17 protein-coding genes are annotated in these 17,453 nt (G+C 72.6%); 4 read left to right on the forward strand and 13 right to left on the reverse strand.

Annotated elements, in window-relative coordinates; translation table 11 throughout:
• Positions 1–131: 131 nt before the first annotated feature.
• Both ABZ128_RS05235 and ABZ128_RS05240 read right to left on the reverse strand, forming a co-directional pair.
• Positions 132–353 (reverse strand): helix-turn-helix transcriptional regulator, encoded by a 222-nt coding sequence (locus tag ABZ128_RS05235; RefSeq protein WP_048579793.1) that lies wholly within the window; start codon positions 351–353, stop codon positions 132–134.
• On the reverse strand, positions 353–838 hold the full coding sequence (locus tag ABZ128_RS05240; RefSeq protein ID WP_356846134.1) for a DUF2975 domain-containing protein: 486 nt from the start codon (positions 836–838) through the stop codon (positions 353–355). The genes ABZ128_RS05235 and ABZ128_RS05240 overlap by 1 nt, the downstream gene beginning before the upstream one ends.
• Before the next feature lie 141 nt (positions 839–979).
• On the opposite strand from ABZ128_RS05240, the gene ABZ128_RS05245 reads away from it, so the two are divergent.
• Positions 980–1,612, forward strand: coding sequence for a class I SAM-dependent methyltransferase (locus tag ABZ128_RS05245; RefSeq protein WP_356846135.1), 633 nt, complete (start codon positions 980–982; stop codon positions 1,610–1,612).
• A gap of 265 nt (positions 1,613–1,877) precedes the next feature.
• Here ABZ128_RS05245 and ABZ128_RS05250 read toward each other — a convergent pair whose 3' ends face one another.
• Positions 1,878–2,183, reverse strand: coding sequence for a hypothetical protein (locus ABZ128_RS05250; RefSeq protein WP_356846136.1), 306 nt, complete (start codon positions 2,181–2,183; stop codon positions 1,878–1,880).
• Positions 2,184–2,871: 688 nt separating this feature from the next.
• On the opposite strand from ABZ128_RS05250, the gene ABZ128_RS05255 reads away from it, so the two are divergent.
• Positions 2,872–4,038, forward strand: coding sequence for a hypothetical protein (locus ABZ128_RS05255; protein ID WP_356846137.1), 1,167 nt, complete (start codon positions 2,872–2,874; stop codon positions 4,036–4,038).
• Positions 4,039–4,111: 73 nt separating this feature from the next.
• On the opposite strand, the gene ABZ128_RS05260 is transcribed toward ABZ128_RS05255, so the two are convergent.
• From ABZ128_RS05260 to ABZ128_RS05270, 3 genes are all read right to left on the reverse strand, one after another.
• A complete protein-coding gene (locus ABZ128_RS05260) occupies positions 4,112–5,365 on the reverse strand; it encodes a serine hydrolase domain-containing protein (protein ID WP_356846138.1) in 1,254 nt (417 codons plus the stop codon).
• 63 nt (positions 5,366–5,428) lie between these two features.
• Positions 5,429–5,665 (reverse strand): hypothetical protein, encoded by a 237-nt coding sequence (locus ABZ128_RS05265; protein ID WP_356846139.1) that lies wholly within the window; start codon positions 5,663–5,665, stop codon positions 5,429–5,431.
• Positions 5,666–5,812: 147 nt separating this feature from the next.
• Positions 5,813–6,217, reverse strand: a complete 405-nt coding sequence (locus tag ABZ128_RS05270) for a hypothetical protein (RefSeq protein ID WP_356846140.1) — start codon at positions 6,215–6,217, stop codon at positions 5,813–5,815.
• Positions 6,218–6,387: 170 nt separating this feature from the next.
• Here ABZ128_RS05270 and sigJ point away from each other — a divergent pair, with 170 nt between their 5' ends.
• Positions 6,388–7,341 (forward strand): RNA polymerase sigma factor SigJ, encoded by a 954-nt coding sequence (gene sigJ, locus ABZ128_RS05275; protein WP_356846141.1) that lies wholly within the window; start codon positions 6,388–6,390, stop codon positions 7,339–7,341.
• 18 nt (positions 7,342–7,359) lie between these two features.
• Here the strand turns inward: sigJ and ABZ128_RS05280 are convergent, their stop codons facing one another.
• The 5 genes from ABZ128_RS05280 to ABZ128_RS05300 all read right to left on the reverse strand — a co-directional run bounded on the left by ABZ128_RS05280 (position 7,360) and on the right by ABZ128_RS05300 (position 14,763).
• The gene (locus ABZ128_RS05280; RefSeq protein WP_356846142.1) at positions 7,360–7,713 is read right to left on the reverse strand and encodes a UBP-type zinc finger domain-containing protein; all 354 of its coding nucleotides are present in this window, start codon (positions 7,711–7,713) and stop codon (positions 7,360–7,362) included.
• A complete protein-coding gene (locus ABZ128_RS05285) occupies positions 7,710–9,269 on the reverse strand; it encodes an ATP-binding protein (protein ID WP_356846143.1) in 1,560 nt (519 codons plus the stop codon). The genes ABZ128_RS05280 and ABZ128_RS05285 overlap by 4 nt, the downstream gene beginning before the upstream one ends.
• Positions 9,266–10,942, reverse strand: coding sequence for an FAD-dependent oxidoreductase (locus tag ABZ128_RS05290; RefSeq protein ID WP_356846144.1), 1,677 nt, complete (start codon positions 10,940–10,942; stop codon positions 9,266–9,268). The genes ABZ128_RS05285 and ABZ128_RS05290 overlap by 4 nt, the downstream gene beginning before the upstream one ends.
• A 179-nt stretch (positions 10,943–11,121) precedes the next feature.
• Positions 11,122–12,684 carry a DUF4139 domain-containing protein gene (locus ABZ128_RS05295; protein WP_356846145.1) on the reverse strand — a complete coding sequence of 521 codons (1,563 nt, stop codon included), beginning with the start codon at positions 12,682–12,684 and terminating at the stop codon, positions 11,122–11,124.
• 6 nt (positions 12,685–12,690) lie between these two features.
• Positions 12,691–14,763, reverse strand: a complete 2,073-nt coding sequence (locus ABZ128_RS05300; protein WP_356846146.1) for a DUF4139 domain-containing protein — start codon at positions 14,761–14,763, stop codon at positions 12,691–12,693.
• Between the two features lie 106 nt (positions 14,764–14,869).
• Here ABZ128_RS05300 and ABZ128_RS05305 point away from each other — a divergent pair, with 106 nt between their 5' ends.
• Complete coding sequence (locus ABZ128_RS05305) at positions 14,870–15,223, forward strand: MmcQ/YjbR family DNA-binding protein (protein WP_356846147.1); 354 nt, start codon at positions 14,870–14,872, stop codon at positions 15,221–15,223.
• A 247-nt stretch (positions 15,224–15,470) separates the two neighbouring features.
• On the opposite strand, the gene ABZ128_RS05310 is transcribed toward ABZ128_RS05305, so the two are convergent.
• Together ABZ128_RS05310 and ABZ128_RS05315 are read right to left on the reverse strand one after the other, a co-directional pair.
• Positions 15,471–16,082 (reverse strand): TetR/AcrR family transcriptional regulator, encoded by a 612-nt coding sequence (locus ABZ128_RS05310; RefSeq protein ID WP_356846148.1) that lies wholly within the window; start codon positions 16,080–16,082, stop codon positions 15,471–15,473.
• A gap of 150 nt (positions 16,083–16,232) precedes the next feature.
• A complete protein-coding gene (locus ABZ128_RS05315; RefSeq protein ID WP_356846149.1) occupies positions 16,233–17,405 on the reverse strand; it encodes an acyl-CoA dehydrogenase family protein in 1,173 nt (390 codons plus the stop codon).
• Between the last annotated feature and the right edge of the window lie 48 nt (positions 17,406–17,453).

Below are 17,453 nucleotides of genomic sequence, written 5' to 3' on the forward strand. Positions count from 1 at the left end.
GGCATGCGGCACGATGGGGGTGCGGGGTGGAGGCCTACATGGCGCGCCGCTCATGAGTTGGGGCACAGAGTCACCGATCAGACCGCGGGATTCGATGTGGGGCGGCACGTGTGGTGGCGGGCCGCATCACGTCATCCGCCCGCGGCGTCCTCGGTCTCCCAGCGCAGCAGGTCGCCCGGCTGGCATTCGAGCACCTCGCAGAGCGCGGCGAGCGTCGCGAAGCGCACCGCCTTGGCGCGGCCGTTCTTGAGTACCGCCAGGTTGGCGGGCGTGATGCCCACGCGGTCCGCGAGCTCGCCCACGGACATCTTCCGCCTGGCCAGCATCACGTCGATGTCCACGGCGATCGGCATCAGATCACCTCGTCCAACTCGGCCTGCATCTGCGCGGCTTCGGCGTCGCGCGCGACGGCCTGGGCGAGCAGCATCCGCAGCACGAGCACGATGAGCGCGACCCCCAGGATGGCCAGGCCGATCCCGCCCATGATGAGGGTGACGCCGGGGTCTTCCCGCTGGCCCGGCGCGTTGAGGACCGTGACCGCGAACCACAGGACCGCGGCCGCCACGATCGCGCCGATCACGGCGTCCACGTACCGGAAGGCGGCGTGGGAGAACACGGTTCCGCGCCGCACCATCGCCACCAGCCGCCAAACGCAGACGAGCGCGACCTGCGCCGACGCCATGCCGAGGAACACGATCACGCGCAGCGGGGTCAGCGGGAGCGAGCCGTCCTCCGGGTCGGTGAACAACGCCCACACCATCATCGTCTGCACGAACACGGTGCCGACGAGCACCACCACGAGCACGGCGCGCAGCGCGCCGACTGTCAGTTTTCCCACGGCCCATCCTTCCATCGACTTACGATGGGAATCTATCGAATCTCGATAGGTCGGGCAAGGGGTGGTATGCCTCGGCAGCGCGATCATGCGCACCAGTCGGCCCGAACGGCGCCCATGGGCGCGTCTGTTAGCTTCTCTCCCGTGGTGGAACACCAGGACGAGACCAGGGCGGCCTATGACGGGATCGTCGAGCTGTACGCGTCGATGTTCGCTGACCGGAGGCTGGAGACGCAGCCGTTCGCGCGGGCCGTGATCACCACCTTCGCCGAGCTGGTGCGGGGGGCGGGAAACCTGCGAGCAGCCGACGTCGGGTGCGGGCCGGGGCATCTGACCGCCATGCTGCACGACCTGGGGCTGGACGCCTTCGGGCTCGACCTCTCCCCGGGCATGGTCGACCACGCCCGGCGGGCCCATCCTGCGCTGCGGTTCGACGAGGCGCGGATGGAGGCCCTGCCGGTCGAGGACTGCGCGCTCGGCGGCGTGCTGGCCCACTACTCGATGATCCACACCCCGCCCGGGGAACTGCCGGCGCTGCTCGCCGAGCAGGCGCGTGTCCTGGCGCCCGGGGGCCTGCTCCTGGTCTCGTTCTTCGCGACCGACGGACCGGAGCCGGTGCGCTTCGACCACAAGGTGACACCCGCCTACAGCTGGCCGGTGGACCGTTTCGCCGAGTTGCTGGCCGGTGCCGGGCTCGTCCCGTTCGCCCGCCTGCTCCACGACCCGGCCTCCGAGCGGGGCTTCCTCGACGCCCACCTGCTGGCCCGCCGCCCGTAGGCCGTTTCCTTCGGATCACCTCGCTGACCAGATGAAGACGGCGGCGAGGTGGAGTCGGGCGAGGTGGGTGGTGGCGGTCTTGTCATCCCGAGTGGCGAGGCCGCGCCACTGCTTGAGCCCCGGATCCCGCGTCGCAAGGACGGCGGGACCCGGCGCGGTGCCGGGTCCCGCCGACGGTCTCACGCGCGCGCGTCACGAGTGCACGGTCCGCGATCGCCACCGGTCTGCACTCGATCGATGCACTCACTGGGCCCGGGTCCGACGGCTACTTCTTCCAGTCGACCGAGGTGGCCATGAGCGCGTACTGGCCGCACTCGCCGCCGAACGCCCAGTGCCCGCGGCCGACCCACTTGCCGTAGATGACCTTGCCGTTGCCGCACTCGGTCGTGGCGCGCGCCTGGCCGGAAGTGACGGTGCAGGAGGCAGTCCACTTGTGGGTGTTCGACTGCCAGTTCTCGCAGTGGTACCCGGGGCCTGCGGCGCTTGCCATTCCCGGAAGGGCGACGACCATCCCGCCGGCGAACACCGCCGTGGCCACGGCGGCGCCGATGCGGCGTACTGCGTGCTTCATTCTTCTTCCCCGATGCTGCCCGCTGAAGACGCCACGTACGGGACGCAGCGAGCGAAACCTCCCGTACCGGCGGGTAAGGGTATGAGACGCCATGATCATTTAACAAGTTGAGGAAGGGCAGGGACGCCTGTCCGGAATGGCTCGGGCGTCCGCGGGCACGCGGATACGCCCGTACTCACTGCGCGGATACGGCCCAGCGTGGCCCCTTGTTCCTCTTCCGGCATGACGAGCATCCTGGCGCGCGTGCGAGGGTCGCAACGAGGAATCGGCGGTGCGGCGTTGCCCGTGCGGGAACTCGGCCTGCTCCGGTGAGCCGAACCTGGCGGCCGCGGCGTATGGGGAGGTGCATGGTTGCCGTCTCGGCGCGCCGGCTGGTGGGCGTGTCGCGCGGGCCGATGGCCGTACTCCCGCTGACCCGCGCGTGATCCATACGGTCTCGCTATGGGTGCTGCCGCGGTCGGCCACCCCCTCACCACTTCGGCGACGGCCTCCCGGCAGGGTGGAACCGTTGGTCGTGCCCTGGGGATTCCGGTACGAAATCGGGACGTTGTCGTCACGTCACCAGGCTGGACCTCGTGGCCGCGAACTGGCTCAGTAGGAGCAGCCTCGTCGTCATGGCCGTGTCCGTGGCAGCGGGACCCGCACCGACCACTCGTCTCGGCATGTGACCGAAGGGGGATGTCGCGCCATGAGCGACGGTAGAGGTGAGCAGGAAGCGTCCCGTCCGGAGAACGACGCGGCGGGCGACGCACACGCGGAGGGCATGGACTCGCCCGCGACCGAGCACCTGGGCGGCGAGCACGCGTCAAGCGCGTCCCACGGGCCCGTCCCGGGCGCCGACGGCGGCTTCACCGACCCGACTTTGGCCCAGGACGGCATCATCGTCCAGGGAGGGCACGGGGCTCCGGACACGGCCGGCCCGGCGCGGGCCATTGGCCCAAAGCAGGATGACCCCCGGGCCATTGGCCCGAAGCAGGACGACCCCCGGGCGATCGGTCCGAAGCAGGACGACCCCCGCGCCATCGGCCCCAGCGGTGACGGGATCATCGTGCAGGGCGGGATCATCGTTCAGGGCGGGCGGGGTGTCGGTGGGGGCGATGGTGACCCCCGGGCCATCGGGCCGAAGCAGGACGATCCCCGGGCGGTCGGCCACGGCATCATCGTCCAGGGCGGCCGTACCGGACATCCGGACAAGAAGTCGCGTCAGAAGCGTGCCAAGAAGAAGATGAAGACCATGGCGCTGATCATCGGCGGCGTCATGGTGGTGGCCGTCGGCGGGGCGGTCGTGGGCCGGCAGTTGGGCCATGACCCGGCGACCCTGCCGCAGGCGGTGGCCTCGCCCACCGGTGTCGCACCGGCCGGCCTGCCCGGCGCCCCCGCCCCTTCGGCCTCCTCCGACAGCAGCAGCCCGGCACCCGTACCCGGCGGGAGCGCCCCGCCCGCCGGGACGGACTCACCGACGCCGGTCGCCGCCAACCCGCCCGCCCGCACCGGCAGCAGCCCCGCGCCGGCCCGGACGGTGCAGCCGACCCAGCCGAAGCCGTCGAGCACGCCCGCTCCGGCCGCCGCGCCGGTGCTGACGCTGCGTCCGACCAGCGTCCAGGAGTACTGCGCGAACGGCGAGTGGCCGAACACCCTGGTGGTCCGCAACAGCGGAGGCGGCAACCTGAACTGGTCGGCCGGCCGGCTTCCCGCCGGGGTCACGCTCAGCCAGGGCAGTGGCTCCCTCGCCGCCGGCACCTCGCAGGTGATCACGCTGGGCGGCCGGACCGAGCAGCTGCCCGCGAACGGCCGCTTCACGATCGGCTTCTCCGGCAACGGCGGCAGCGCCGCAGTGACGGTCACCTGCGCCTGAAGTCGTGCCCTTCCTGTTCTGGCTGATCGTGATCTGGTGGATCGTGCTGATCTGACGCCCGGCGGCGTGGCCCTCAGCTGCTCCGGGGGACGAGGGGCTTGCGGCCGGGGTACACGTGGCCGGGGGTCACGACGTTGGTGACCGCCTGGCCGAGGAACGCGCTGGGCTCCTTGCCCTCCGTCAGCACGTCGGTGTTGAGGAGGATGACCATGGTCGCCTGTCCCTCGGGCAGGTACACGACCAGACTCTCGTACCCCGGGAGGGAGCCGTCGTGGCCGATCCAGCCGTTGACGTCGAAGATGCCCAGGCCGTAGCCGGCCCCCGGGATGCCTGTCGGGGTGGTCTTCAGGCGCTCGGCCTGGGTCGCGGGCTTCAGCAGCGTTCCGGTGGCGACGGTACGGGCCCAGCTGCGCAGGTCCTGGAGGTCGGAGATGACGGCTCCCGCGGCCCAGCCCCAGGACGGGTTCATGGCGGTGGAGTCCTCGACCTTGCCGGACGTCGTCTGGGCGGTGTAGCCGTGGGCGTGCGGCTCGGGGAACTCGGCGCCGGTCGGGAAGAACGTGTGGTGCAGGCCGGCCGGCTCCAGGACCTGCTCCTTCAGGATCTCCTGGAACGGCCGGCCGGTGACCTTCTCCATCGCCAGACCGAGCAGGATGATGTTGGTGTTGGAGTACTCGAACTTCGCGCCCGACTCGAACTGCACCGGATGCCTGAAGGAGTAGTCCAGCAACTGCTGCGGCGTGAAGGGCTTGGCGGGCATGGTGTCGAGCAGCCTGTTGAAGGCCTCGTCGTTGGCGTAGTTGTACAACCCGCTGCGCATGCCCGCCAGTTGGCGCAGGGTGATGCGGTCGCCGTTCGGAACACCGCTGACGTAGCTGCCGATCGCGTCGTCCAGGCGCATCTTCCCCTGGTCGACCAGCCGCAGGAGGGCGGTGACCGTGAAGGTCTTGGTCTCACTGCCGATGCGCATGTAGAGATCGGTGGTCATGGGCGCGCCGGACGCCTTGTCGGCCACCCCGAACGCCTTCACGTAACTGCCCTTGCCCGGGGCCCACAACCCCACGATCACGCCCGGCACCTGCGTCGTGCGCATGGCGTCCCGTACGGCGTCGTCCAGCTCCGCCGCGACGGCGGGGGTGAGTTCCCGGAACGTCCCCGTGCCGTCGGTGTCCGGTGAGGGGGCCGTGGCGAGGGACTGCCCCGAGGGGGCCGCCCCGTATGCGGAGCCCGTTCCGTACGCGGAGCCCGCTGCGGCCGGTGCGAGGAGCGCACTTGCTGCGGCAGCGGCCACGCAGACCCGGCGCAGCCGGATTCCGGTTCGTTCCACGGCCTGCCCTCCTGTCGTCGGAAGACCCAGGGCAACATCACCAGCCTAGGCGGTACCGGTCCTTCATGCCGCCTCCACCCAGGCGTGGTCCCTGGCCGCACGGCGCAGGTCCACGAGGTCGGCGTACGAGTGGCCGGGCTCCGTCCAGTACGGGTGGGCGTAGAGCCGGCGCAGGCCTTCGATCAGCTGGTGCCGCAGGTCGGTGGTGTGGCCGCCGGGCGGCTGTGCGAGAGCGGTGTAGGTCCGGATGACGTGGACCTGGGTGAGCAGAAGATCGTCGGGGAAAGCTGTTCGCGCCATGGCTCGATTAGGCCACCTGTTCGATTTTGCGCGCAAGTCGATCCCGGCCCCGGGGCGCCGGCACATGTGTGCGGGTGGGTCCCCCTGGCGGAGCCTCGGATCCGCTCCGCCGTGGCCACCGGGACCGAGGGCGAGAACACCTGCCCGTCACCGGGTGCCGGAGTGATCCGGCCGACGAGCGGCGGACAGCGCCGGGGCCAGCGCCAGCACGCTCAGGCCGAACATCAAGGCGCCCAGGGGCACGTGGAGGGCGGGCCTGTGCGCGATGCCCAGCACCACCTGCACCGAGGCGAGTACGAGGAAACCCGACGCGTGGACGATGGGGCGGGCCGATCCGCCGCCGGGCCGCCATGCCAGGACCGCCGCGAGCACGTACAGCATCGATGCGCCGTACATCACGCGGGCTCCGACGCCGTGGAGCGTCTCGCCGTAGGACGTGGACAGCAGCAGTCCGGCGGTGACCGCCTGGAAGAAGATGGCCAGGGTCTGCAGGGCTATCGAGACCTGCAGGAACGTCGAGCTGCGGTGTCCTGCCGTCGTCTGGGCGGTCATGGCGCGGTCCCCTCTTCTGCCTCGCGGCGGTGCATCGGTACGGTGTCGGTACTCCGACGACGTGGGTCCGTGAAATGTGAGGTGAAGGGCCAACCTCACCATCCCGTACGGCATTTCGTCGAAGCAGCCAGAGCGCAGCCGGACGACAAGGACCAGGGAGCGTCGCGACCATGAACATCCCGACCGACACAGGGCACGACCGGGCCGAGCCCGGGCTGAGCGAGGTCGTCGGCGAACGGCGGCATCTGATCAACCTGGCCTACCGGCTGCTCGGTTCGCTGGCCGAGGCCGAGGACGCCGTCCAGGAGACGTACGCCCGCTGGTACGCGATGCCGCGCCAACGCCGGCAGGCCGTCGAGTCGCCCGGCGCCTGGCTGACGACGGTCACCACCCGGGTCTGCCTGGACCTGCTCGGCTCGGCGCGGGTCCGCCGCGAGCGCTACGTGGGCGCGTGGATACCCGAGCCCCTGCCCGACCGTACGGAGTGGATCAGCGGGCGGGCGGGCGCCGGCCGGGCCGAGCCGGCCGACCCCGCCGACCGGGTCACCCTGGACGAGTCGGTGAACATGGCCTTCCTGGTCGTCCTGGAGGCGATGACGCCGGCCGAACGCGTGGCGTTCATCCTGCACGACGTCTTCCGGTACCCCTTCGCCGAGGTCGCCGACATCGTCGGCCGTTCGCCGGCGGCCTGCCGGCAGCTGGCGTCCTCGGCCCGGCGGCGTATGCGCTCCGCGCAGGCCCCGGCGGTTCCGGCGGCCAGGCAGGCCGGTCTGGTGCGGAACTTCAAAGCGGCGTGGGAGGCCAAGGACATCAAGGCCCTCGTCGGCCTCCTCGACCCCGACGCCACGATGACCGCCGACGGCGGCGGGCTGGTCGGCGCCGTCCTGCGCCCGGTCGAGGGCAGCGAGCGCATCGCCCGGTACCTGGTCCACATCGCCGACAAGGCCCCCGGGATGACGCTGCTGGAGCGGACGGTCAACGGCCGGCCGGGGCTCGTCGCCCAACAAGCGGGCCTCACCGTCACCGTGGCGGCCTTCGACCTCGACGGCGGCCGCATCACCCGCATCTGGGCGGTCCGCAACCCGGAGAAGCTCCGTCCGTGGACGGAGCACGGACCGTCCTGACCCCCCGCCCCGAGGCGTTCAGCGGTGCAGCCGGCTCGCCCAGTCCTGCGGGACCCGGCCGGCCGGTCCCGGCGCCGGCTGGTCCGCCGGGTGGCCGCCCGGCGGCGTCAGCTCGGGCCCCGACTCGTAGAGCGCGTTCGTGCCGTAGTCCCAGAACCACTCCTCGCCCGGCTCGAAGCTCTGGACCAGGGGATGACCGGTGGACTTCCAGTGGGCGGTGGCGTGCTGGGCCGGCGAGGAGTCGCAGCAGCCGATGTGGCCGCACTGGGCGCAGCGCCGCAGGTGGAACCACCAGCCGCCCGCCGCGTCGCACTCGACGCAGCCGGTGCCGCTGGGCGGGACGTTCGGATCGATTCCCTTGATGCCGGTCATACGGGCTCCTCGGCGGACTCGGTTCCGGTGGTGGTATCGGCGGTGGTCTCGGGGGTGGTTCCGTCGGTGGTTCCGGTGGTGCTCGCAGGGGTGGTCTCGGGGCCGGTCTCCGTCCTGCTTCCGGGGTCCGGGGCGGTCAGCGGCAGCAGCACCTGGAACCGGGTGTCGCCCGGCACGGACTCGACCTGGAGGCTGCCGTGGTGCTTGTTGACGACGATGCGCCAGGAGATGTCGAGACCGAGACCGGTGCCCTCGCCCACCGGCTTGGTGGTGAAGAACGGATCGAAGATGCGGCTGCGGATGTCCGCCGGGACGCCGGGCCCGGTGTCGCGGAACTCCACCAGCAGCCGGTCCCCCTCCCGCGCCGTGCGGACCGTCAGCGTGCCGTCGCCCCCGGTGCTCCCGATGGCGGACACGGCGTTGTCGATGAGGTTGGTCCACACCTGGTTGAGCTCCGCCGGGTAGGCGGGCACGTCCGGTACCGAGCGGTCGTATTCCTTGACCACCCGCACCCGGGGGCCGATCTTGCCGGACAGCATCAGCAGGGTGCTGTCGAGGAGTTCGTGGACGTCGACGACCCGGTGCGGGGCGCGGTCGAGCTGCGAGTACTGCTTGGCCGCGTCCACGAGGTGGGAGATGCGGGTGGTGGAGTCGTCGATCTCGTCCATCAGCAGCTCGGTCTCGACCGTGTAGTTGAGCCAGCCGATGGCTCCCGGCAGGATGTCCTCGGCCACGGCCGCCGCGACCTGCTCCAGCCAGTCCGTGTCCAGCCCGGCCTGAACGAAGGCCGGTGCGACCCGCCATCCCTCCGGGATGCCGTGGTCGTCGAGCCAGTCGGCGAGCTCGTCCTCCCGGTCGGAGGCCTCCAGCGGGCTCAACACCGGTGCCTTGGCAATGCGTTCGGCGGTGCGCTCCTGTATGTCGATGAGGCCGGCGAGCGCCTCGCGGGAATAGGGGCCCTGCGCGATGACGGCCAGCTTGTGCCGCATCTTGCCGACCCGTTCCCGCAGCATCGCGGTGGCGCGGACGGCAGCCGCGGCCGGGTTGTTGAGCTCGTGCGTGAGACCGGCCGACAACGAGCCCAGCGCGAGGAGCCGTTCCCGCTGTCCGATGGCCCGCTGGGTGTTCTTCGAACCGAAGAACAGCCCCTCCAGCAGGTGCGCCGCCATGGGGAACCATTCCCGCATGATGTCCGCGAACGACTGCGCCGGCAGCACGAAGAACCGCGTCGGCTCGGTCACCCGCATGGAGTTGTTGTACGTCTGCGGCACCCGGTCACCCAGGTAGGCCTGCATGGCCCCGGCGTACACGCCGCGCTGCGAGGTGCGGCTCACCTCGACGTCGTCGCCGCCGACCCGGCGGGACAGTACGACGGTGCCCTCGATCATCACGAAGAAGCAGGTGGCCGGATCGCCCTCGGTGTACACCGGTCCGGCCTCGAACCGCTCCACCCGCCCCTCCGCGCACAGCCGCCCGAGCTGCTCCGGGGAGAGCTCCTCGAACAGGAACAGCGAGCCGATCTCCTGCGGGCTGCAGGGCATGACCTGCCCGCTCATGACTGCTCCAGGTACCGGTGGACGAGCATCACGGCCATGGCTCCCTCTCCGACGGCGGACGCGACGCGCTTCGCGGACTGGGCGCGCGCGTCGCCCGCCACGAACACGCCGGGAACATTGGTCTCCAGGTGGTACGGCGGCCGGTCCAGCTCCCACTCGGCAGGCGGCCGCCCGTCGGGCGTGAGGTCCGGCCCGGCCAGGATGAAGCCGTGCTCGTCGCGCAGCACCGTGCCGTCAAGCCAGTCGGTCAGCGGGGCCGCGCCGATGAAGACGAACATCCACTGGGCGTCGACGCGTTCGCTCGCACCGCTCACCACGTCCCGCAGCGTCAGCTGCTCCAGGTGCTCCTCTCCGTGCGCCGCCTCGACGACGGTCCGGGTCCGCACCGTGATGTTCGGCGCCTCCTCGATCTGCTGGATCAGGTAGTGCGACATCGATGCCGCCAGGGACTCCCCGCGTACCAGCAGGGTCACCGACTTCGCGCCCCGCGCCAGGTACATCGCCGCCTGCCCGGCGGAGTTGGCCCCGCCCACGATGTACACGTCCTGCCCCAGGCAGGCGGACGCCTCGGTGAGCGAGGAGCCGTAGTACACCCCGCAGCCGGTCAGGTGGTCGCAGCCCGGTGCCGGGAGCTGCCGGTACGAGACCCCCGTCGCCAGGATGACGCTGTGCGCGGCGACCGCCGAGCCGTCGGAGAAGCGGACGATCCGCGCCGCGCCGCTGACCTCCAGCCCCGTGACCTCGCGCGCCGTGAGGATCTCCGCGCCGAACTTGCCCGCCTGGCGGCGCGCGCGTTCCGTCAGCTGCGCACCCGACACGCCGTCCGGGAAGCCGAGGTAGTTCTCGATGCGGGAGCTCTGGCCGGCCTGCCCGCCGGTCGCCGACCGCTCGACCAGTACGGTCCGCAGCCCCTCGGAGGCCCCGTACACGGCAGAGCCGAGCCCGGCCGGGCCGCCGCCGATGACGACGAGGTCGTAGAAGTCGGCGGCCGGCGTCGTCGCGAGCCCCACCCGGGCGGCGAGTTCGGGCGCCTCCGGTTCGATCAGCACGGTGCCGCCCGGCGTGATCACCAGGGGCAGCCGTTCACCGTCCGCCCCGGCCGCCTCCAGCAGTCGCCGTCCCTCGGGCTCGTCGGAGGAGTACCAGCGGTACGGCACCTGGTTGCGGGCCAGGAAGTCCCGTACGTGCGAGGAGCGCGCCGACCAGCGGTGTCCGACCACCTTGGTGGCCGGTACCGGCCGGTAGTCGCTGGAGCGCCAGGCGGTGAGCAGATCGTCCAGGACCGGGTAGAGCTTCTCCTCCGGCGGGTCCCAGGGCTTGAGCAGATAGTGGTCGAGGTCGACGACGTTGATCGCGTCGATGGCCGCGTTGGTGTCGGCGTACGCGGTCAGCAGCACGCGCCGCGCGCCCGGGTACACGTGGAGGGCCTGTTCGAGGAACTCGATGCCGTTCATCTGCGGCATGCGGTAGTCGGCCAGGATCACCGCCACCAGGTCGCCCCGCAGCTTCAGCTCGCGCAGCGCCTCCAGCGCGGACTCGCCCGACTCGGCCCGCACGATCCGGTACCCGGCGCCGTAGTGGCGCCGCAGGTCACGGGCGATGGCGCGGGAGACCCCCGGGTCGTCGTCCACGGTCAGGATGACGGTCCGCGCTGTGTCGGCGGGCTGTGCCATACGTCTCCACCCCGAGTGCTCTGGGCGGGCACGGCGAGGCGCCCGCGCCGGTTCCCGCCCATCGTATGTTCGATCGCCGGGGACCGCTCCAGGTCATGGGGACCGTGCGCCGCGGGTACGCGCCCGGTCGCTCCTGGTCAACGGGCAGAGCACTTCCGGCCGGCCGGGGAGCGCAGCCCTCAGAGGCCGACGACCTTGCCGCTCGCCGACAGCTCGTAGACCAGGGTGACGGTGCGCCGGCCGCCCGGCGGGAGCCTGACGTCCCAGCGGACGATGCCCTCTGCGTCGACCGCGTCTGGTGCCGGGGAGCAGGCGTCCTTGCGCAGGCGTACCTCCACCGCCGAGACCTCCGAGACCGGGATCCGCTCCCGGAGGACGACCACCCGTTCCCCCTGCTCGCCGGGGGCGGAGAACCGGGACAGGTGGAGCCGGACCGTCCGCGTGACCACGGTCCGCTGGGTGATTCCGGCGGACTCACGGGACTCCTCGGCCTTGCGCACCACCCGGTGGTCGTCGCAGCTGCCGAAGGCGAGCTCCACCGGGGCGCCGGGAGCGGTGAAGTCCAGCGTTCCGCGGCCGCTGAAACCGCTGCCGCGGACCAGGTCCACGGGACCGGCGAGCAGCGCGTGGCCGGACAGGTTGTCGAACCGCACGACCTCGGTGACCAGCGGGGACAGCTCGGGCGAGCAGGCGTACTCGTTTCCGGCCGCCGCGGTGAAGGCGGAGAGCGGCACCCGGTGCGCGCGGCCGTCTCCGGGCACGGAGACGGCCGCGGGGGAGCGCAGCACCCGCGCCTCGCCGCCGTCGTCCACCCCCGGCAGGCCGAGCACCGGCGCCGGCCCGAGGTCCCCGATCTCCTCCTCGCGCAGCTCGACGTCGACGGTGCGCCGCTCCGCGGCGGAGCGGTCCGCGAGCATCAGCCGGTCCTCGACCAGCCGTGGGGCCTCGGTGGCCAGCGCCGACCGGGCGGTCGACAACGTCAGCCGTACGTCGGACCAGTCCTCGCCGGTGCGCTGCCAGACCATCGCGTCGGTCTCCAGCGTCAGGGCGTCCCCGTCGAGCACGGCCCGGTAGGCGGGCCGCCACAGCGCACAGGGCGTGAGGTGGCTCAGGCGCAGCCGGGCCGGCCCGGCCACGGCGGATTCCACGGTCAGCTCGATGTGGCCGACCAGCTCGGCGGGCTCCTCCTCGGAGAGGTCCATGGCCCGCCGGGCCTCGGCGAGTTCCACGGCGATCGTGTCCAGCCGGGCCTGCGCGACGCGGAGTTCCTCGCCGTACGCGTCTCGTTCCCCGTCCACCCGGTCCAGTTCACGGGCCCACCGGGGCCCTTCCGTCTCGCCGGAGCCGGCGCCTTCACCGATGTCCCTCAGCAGATCGGCGGCGAGGCGGCCCAGCAGGTCGAGGCGGGAGTGCAGCCGGTCGCGCCGCCGCCCCAGGGCGAGCTGCTCCTCTTCGAGGGTGCGCAGGCGGCGGCGCAGGGCGGAGTCCTCGCCGGGGGACGGCAGCGGCCCGCGCGGCGTCCAGCTGCGGACCAGCCGTACGTCGAGCACGGTCGTGGCGTGCTCGGCGGTGAGCTCGGCATGGAGCGTACGGTCGACGGCCAGCGCACTGACCGGTCCGAGACGCAGCCGCCGGACACCGGCCTCCAGGTCGAGCTCGGTGACGCGCTCGACGTGGGCGCGGTCCTCCAGACAGGTGACGGCGGTGACGGGGAGGGCGATCGGCTTCGGGGCCGTGGACATGGTGTGTCAGCTCCTGCGGTTGCCGCCGACCAGGGCCTTGCCGGCCGGGATGCGGATCTCGTGGCCGCCGTCGAGGGCGGCGGTGCCGCCGGCGGGCAGGTCCACCCGCCGGATGCGGGTGCCCGCGGCATGGTGCTCGGGGCCCGCACCGTCGTCGGGCGCCGTCCAGCCGGCCCGTTCCACGATCCGGATGTCCGGGTCGGAGGTGACCGGCACCCGCTCGCGGACCTCGACGGTGACGGGCTTCGCGAGCCGGTTGGCCAGCTCCACGCGGACGCGGTGGTCCAGCACGGTGATGTTGTTGCGCAGGCCCGAGGTCGACTCGTGGAGGCTCGTACGACGGGTGACCCGGATGCCCTCGGCCGGCCCGAGCCCCACCCGGCGGACACCGCCGGGGGCGAGCGTGGGCAGTGCGGTGGTCAGCAGGAAGTCGTCGTCGACGGTGACCTCCACCGGGCCGGCGAGCAGGGCCTGGTCGGTGGCGTTGGAGAGCACCAGCTCGGCGTACACGGTCTGCTCCACGGACGGCACGCAGAGGTACTCGGTGCGCACGACGACCGGCAGCTCCGCCACCGTGACGGTGTGCCAGGTGCCGTCCGACGGGATGTCGGCCCGGGCGGCGGCGTCGAAGCGGTGGTCGAACGAACCCGCCGACTCGCGCGGCCGCACGGCGTGTCCGGGCAGCGGCAGCCCGGCCACCGCCTCGGCGCGGCGCCGGTACTCGGCCGCCACCGCGTCGGAGGGGGACTCGGGGAACAGCCGGCCCCTGCGCCCGCCGTGCTCGTCGGGGCCGCACAGGACGAGGGCGGCGTAGTCGAGCTCGGCGCCGCTCGGCTGCGGCGGACCGGCCGGCGGGGGCGGGGGAGGGGGCGGTACGGCCGCTCCGGGAGCCGCGGGCGCCATGGGGGCGGGAGCGCCCGCGAAGGACCCGCCGCCGGTACGCGGCCTGCCGGCCGGTCGCGCCGGGGCCGGCTGCGCGAGGGGGGCGGCCGGCGCCCCGCCGAACAGCTGCGGAGGCGGGGGGTACGGACCGCCGGGCGCCGACGGCGCTGCGGGCGGCCCGCCGTAGCCCTGCGGTGCTGGCGGGGGCGCAGGTGCCGGCGGCGGTACGGGAGCGGACGGGGAGCCAGCCCGGACCGGCGCGGGCGGGGCCGGGCGGGGCGCGGCCGCCTCGTACCCGGTGAACAGATCGGCGAGCCCGGCCGGAGGCTCGCGCCAGCCGGTGGGCGCCGGGGCGGGCTGACGGCGGCCGATCCGGACCGAACGGAGCCTCGGGAGGTCGGTGCGGCGCCGGAGGTCGGCGGTGGCGAGGGCGATGCGTACGCCGGTCCAGTCCTCGCCGGTGCACTGGGCGACGGAGGCGCGCATCACCAGACGGCCGGTGTCCTCGCCCTGACAGTGGGTGAGACGGTAGGCCGGCACCCAGACGGCGCCCGGCACCCCGTACTCCAGCTCCAGCTCCAGCTCGGCGTCCGCGGCGCCGTCGAGGGTCACAACCGCCGAGACCGTGGTCTGCACGTGCGCGGCCGGGGCGTCGGTGGAGGCGCGGGCGAGCCGGTCCGCGGCGACGGTGAGCTCGTGCTCGACACGGCGCAGGGCCTCCTCCAGCTCGGCCAGGCGGGCGTGCAGTCCCGTCAGCCGCTCGTCGACGAACTCGGCGAGCTCCAGCCACGCGTCCACCGGGGTGCGCCGGTGCGGGTCCTCGCGACGGCGGGCCGGCGGTACCGGATGCAGGGCCCTGACCTCGTCGATCAGGCCCAACTGCCGGTCCCTGCGCCCCTGCGCCGCCGCGTACTCCTCGCGCAGCCGCTCGACCTCACCCCGCAAACCGTCGGGTGCGCGGCCGGCGAGCGGCTCGGCCTCCACCTCCACCCGGGCCTCGGTGACGCGCACGCCGGGGGCGCCGAGGACACGGGCCCGCAGGGAGCCGGGGTCCAGCGAGCGGGGCAGTCCGGTCACCCGCACCCGGCCGTCCGGCGGAACGCTGCCCCGGACCAGGCGGCGGCAGACCGCGCCCTGTGCGTACACCACGACCGAATCGAGGGTCGACCTCCACCTCGGTGCCGTCCCAGCCGTCATGCGCCCCGCCCCCCACCGCCGCGTCCGTGCTGAGGGAAGCCTACGCCCGGGCGGCCGGCGCGTCCGCGTCGAGTCCCGATGTCAGAGGGCTGTCGTCGGTCGGGGGGTGAGCACGTCCGACGAAGTCCGCGCAATCGCCCTCGCCCTGCCGCAGACCACCGAGAAGGAGGCCTGGGCCATGCCCACCTTCCGGGTCGGCGGGAAGATGTTCCTGACCCTCCCCGACGACCAGACGTCGATGGCCGTCCGCTGCCCCAAGGAGGAGCGTGACGAGCTGGTCCTTGCCGAGCCCGGGAAGTTCTGGATCGCGGGCCACGAGGCGTCCTTCGCCTGGGTACGGGTGCGCCTGGCCGCGCTCGACGACGCGGACGAGCTCCGTGCGATCGTCGTCGACTCCTGGCGCCAGGCGGCTCCGCCCGGGCTGCTCAAGGACCACCCCGATCTCGTGCCGCCGGCTTAGTCCCGGGACGAGGACCCTTGGCCGAGCCGCCGACCCGGGCATGAGGCCGTCGTACAGCACACCCGGGAGGAACCCCATGGAATTCGCCCCGCGGCAGTCCACCAGCAAGTCGCCGGCCGACTGGTTCACCGGCGACGTGTGCTGGGACGTCGTCCACGCCGGGCAGGCGCCGTCCCGGACGCGCGTCAACACGGTACGGCCGCCCCCGCACCACCGGCCACTGACCGGCCCTCGTCGCAAGCCTTCGTCAGACCTGCGGGAAGTCCGGGGGGACGCCGAGAGCGGGGGCGATGGTCTGCCAGATCGTCGCCTGGGCCGTCGTGAGGTCGACCCGGGGGTCCGCCAGCATCAGGCGGATGCCGAGACCGTCACACAGGGCCAGGACCAGGGTGCTGACCGCGGCCACGTCGCAGTCGGTGAACTCGCCGGAGGCGATGCCCCGCTCCACGGCGCCGCCGACCCACGCGTGGAGCTGGTCGTACAGGTCGACGGCCAGCTCACGGGCCGCCTGGTCGCGCCCTGCGCGGACCCACAGCTCCTGCCAGAGCTTCCAGTCCTGGCGGAGCTCCGCGTCCGTCGGCAGCATGCTGCGCAGGATGCGCGCCAGGACGACCGAGGCGGGGACCGAGTCGGCGTCCCCGTCGACGTCCGTGCCGGTCTGCGCGAAGGAGTGCGTCATCGCCTCGGCGAAGAGCTTCTCGCGGGTGTCGAAGTGGTAGTGCAGGAGGGCTTTCGAGACGCCGGCGTGCTCGGCGACCTTGCGCATGCTGACGTTCTCGAACCCGATGTCGGCGATCACTTCACACGCGGCCGTGAGGATTCGCTCACGCGTCTCCAGTGCGCGCTCGGCCTTGGTCACGTCGGCTACTCCCCGTGTCGATCGGGCCGGCTGCCGGGCCCGCCGGTCCATCATCCCTGTCCATCGCCTTCCCGGGCCCCGCGGACGAGTGGAAGCCCCGCCCCGCGGGTCCCGGTACCCGGTCGTACGTCGGCCGCCGGGGCCGCCGGTTCACACGGCGGACGGCATGGCCAGAACCCCCGTGCCGCGCTTGACCAGTTCCCCCGCGATGATCAGGCGCTGGATCTCGGAGGTGCCCTCCCAGATGCGGTCGACGCGCAGCTCGCGGTAGAGGCGCTCGACGGGGTAGGAGCGGTCGTAGCCGCGGCCGCCGAAGATCTGCAGGCATCGGTCGACGACCCGCCCGGAGGCCTCGCTCGCCGCCAGCTTGGCGATGGCCGCCTTGGCGTGCAGCGTCTTGCGGTCGGCCCGGCCCTCGTCGGCCTCCCAGGCGACCTGGTGGGTGTAGGCGCGGTTGACGGCGATGTCGACGGCGCAGTCGGCGAGCATGCCCTGGACGAGCTGGAAGTCGGCGAGGGGGGAGCCGAACTGGCGGCGCTCCACCGCCCAGTCGCGCGCCAGCTCCAGGGCCCGCTCCGCGGCGCCGATCGTCCGGGCGGCGATCATCAGCCGCTCCTCGGTGAACCAGGAGCGGGTGATGTCGTAGCCGTTGCCCACCTCCCCCAGTACGGCGTCCCCGGGAACGTGCACGTCGGTGAAGGTGAACTCGGGGTGCTCGTAGACGAAGGTGTGCATCCAGCGCGGTACGCGGGTCATCTCGACCCCCGGGGTGTCCTTGTCGACCAGGAACAGAGTCGGCGCCCCCTCCTCCCCGGCCGCGGCCAGCACGATCATGAAGTCCGCGTGGTCGCCGACCGTGACGAACCACTTCTCGCCGTTCAGCACCCAGCCGTCGGCGGTCCGCCTCGCCGTGGTCCTGATGCCCTGCGGGTCGGAGCCGGCCTCCGGCTCGCTCACCGCGTAGCAGTCGCGGCGCCGGCCCCGGATGACGGGCACGAGGTACCGCTCGCGCTGCTCGGGCGTGCAGAAGGACAGGGCGTTGGCCGGCCGCCACACCATGTCCCACAGCGCGCCGGTGAGCCGGCCGAGTTCCGCCTGCACCGTGACCTGCTCCAGGATGCTCAGGCCGGCGCCGCCCCACTCCACCGGCATGTTGACGGCCTGCAGGCCGCTGTCGAGTACGGCGTCGCGGATCTCGGTGTGCGCCTGCGGGGGCAGACCGTTGTTCTCCTCGCAGTCGAGCTCGTACTTCATGATGAACTCGGTGAGGGCGCGCGCCGCGTTCCTGAGCTCTTCCTGACGGGCGGTGAGACGGAAGTCCATGTCTGTCGGTCCTCTGGATCGTGGTGGAGTGCGGGAGTGCGGGAGTGC

The sequence above is a fragment of the Streptomyces sp. NPDC006326 genome, from assembly GCF_040612915.1.
Classification (GTDB): domain Bacteria; phylum Actinomycetota; class Actinomycetes; order Streptomycetales; family Streptomycetaceae; genus Streptomyces.

Excerpts from the sequence above, each read along its gene's own strand:
- ABZ128_RS05290 (WP_356846144.1), bottom strand. The coding sequence starts at position 10,942 with ATGGCACAGCCCGCCGACACAGCGCGGACCGTCATCCTGACCGTGGAC.
- ABZ128_RS05300 (WP_356846146.1), bottom strand. The coding sequence starts at position 14,763 with ATGACGGCTGGGACGGCACCGAGGTGGAGGTCGACCCTCGATTCGGTC.
- ABZ128_RS05265 (WP_356846139.1), bottom strand. The coding sequence starts at position 5,665 with ATGGCGCGAACAGCTTTCCCCGACGATCTTCTGCTCACCCAGGTCCAC.
- ABZ128_RS05255 (WP_356846137.1), top strand. The coding sequence starts at position 2,872 with ATGAGCGACGGTAGAGGTGAGCAGGAAGCGTCCCGTCCGGAGAACGAC.
- ABZ128_RS05280 (WP_356846142.1), bottom strand. The coding sequence starts at position 7,713 with ATGACCGGCATCAAGGGAATCGATCCGAACGTCCCGCCCAGCGGCACC.
- ABZ128_RS05285 (WP_356846143.1), bottom strand. The coding sequence starts at position 9,269 with ATGAGCGGGCAGGTCATGCCCTGCAGCCCGCAGGAGATCGGCTCGCTG.
- ABZ128_RS05270 (WP_356846140.1), bottom strand. The coding sequence starts at position 6,217 with ATGACCGCCCAGACGACGGCAGGACACCGCAGCTCGACGTTCCTGCAG.
- ABZ128_RS05315 (WP_356846149.1), bottom strand. The coding sequence starts at position 17,405 with ATGGACTTCCGTCTCACCGCCCGTCAGGAAGAGCTCAGGAACGCGGCG.
- sigJ (WP_356846141.1), top strand. The coding sequence starts at position 6,388 with ATGAACATCCCGACCGACACAGGGCACGACCGGGCCGAGCCCGGGCTG.
- ABZ128_RS05235 (WP_048579793.1), bottom strand. The coding sequence starts at position 353 with ATGCCGATCGCCGTGGACATCGACGTGATGCTGGCCAGGCGGAAGATG.
- ABZ128_RS05295 (WP_356846145.1), bottom strand. The coding sequence starts at position 12,684 with ATGTCCACGGCCCCGAAGCCGATCGCCCTCCCCGTCACCGCCGTCACC.
- ABZ128_RS05250 (WP_356846136.1), bottom strand. The coding sequence starts at position 2,183 with ATGAAGCACGCAGTACGCCGCATCGGCGCCGCCGTGGCCACGGCGGTG.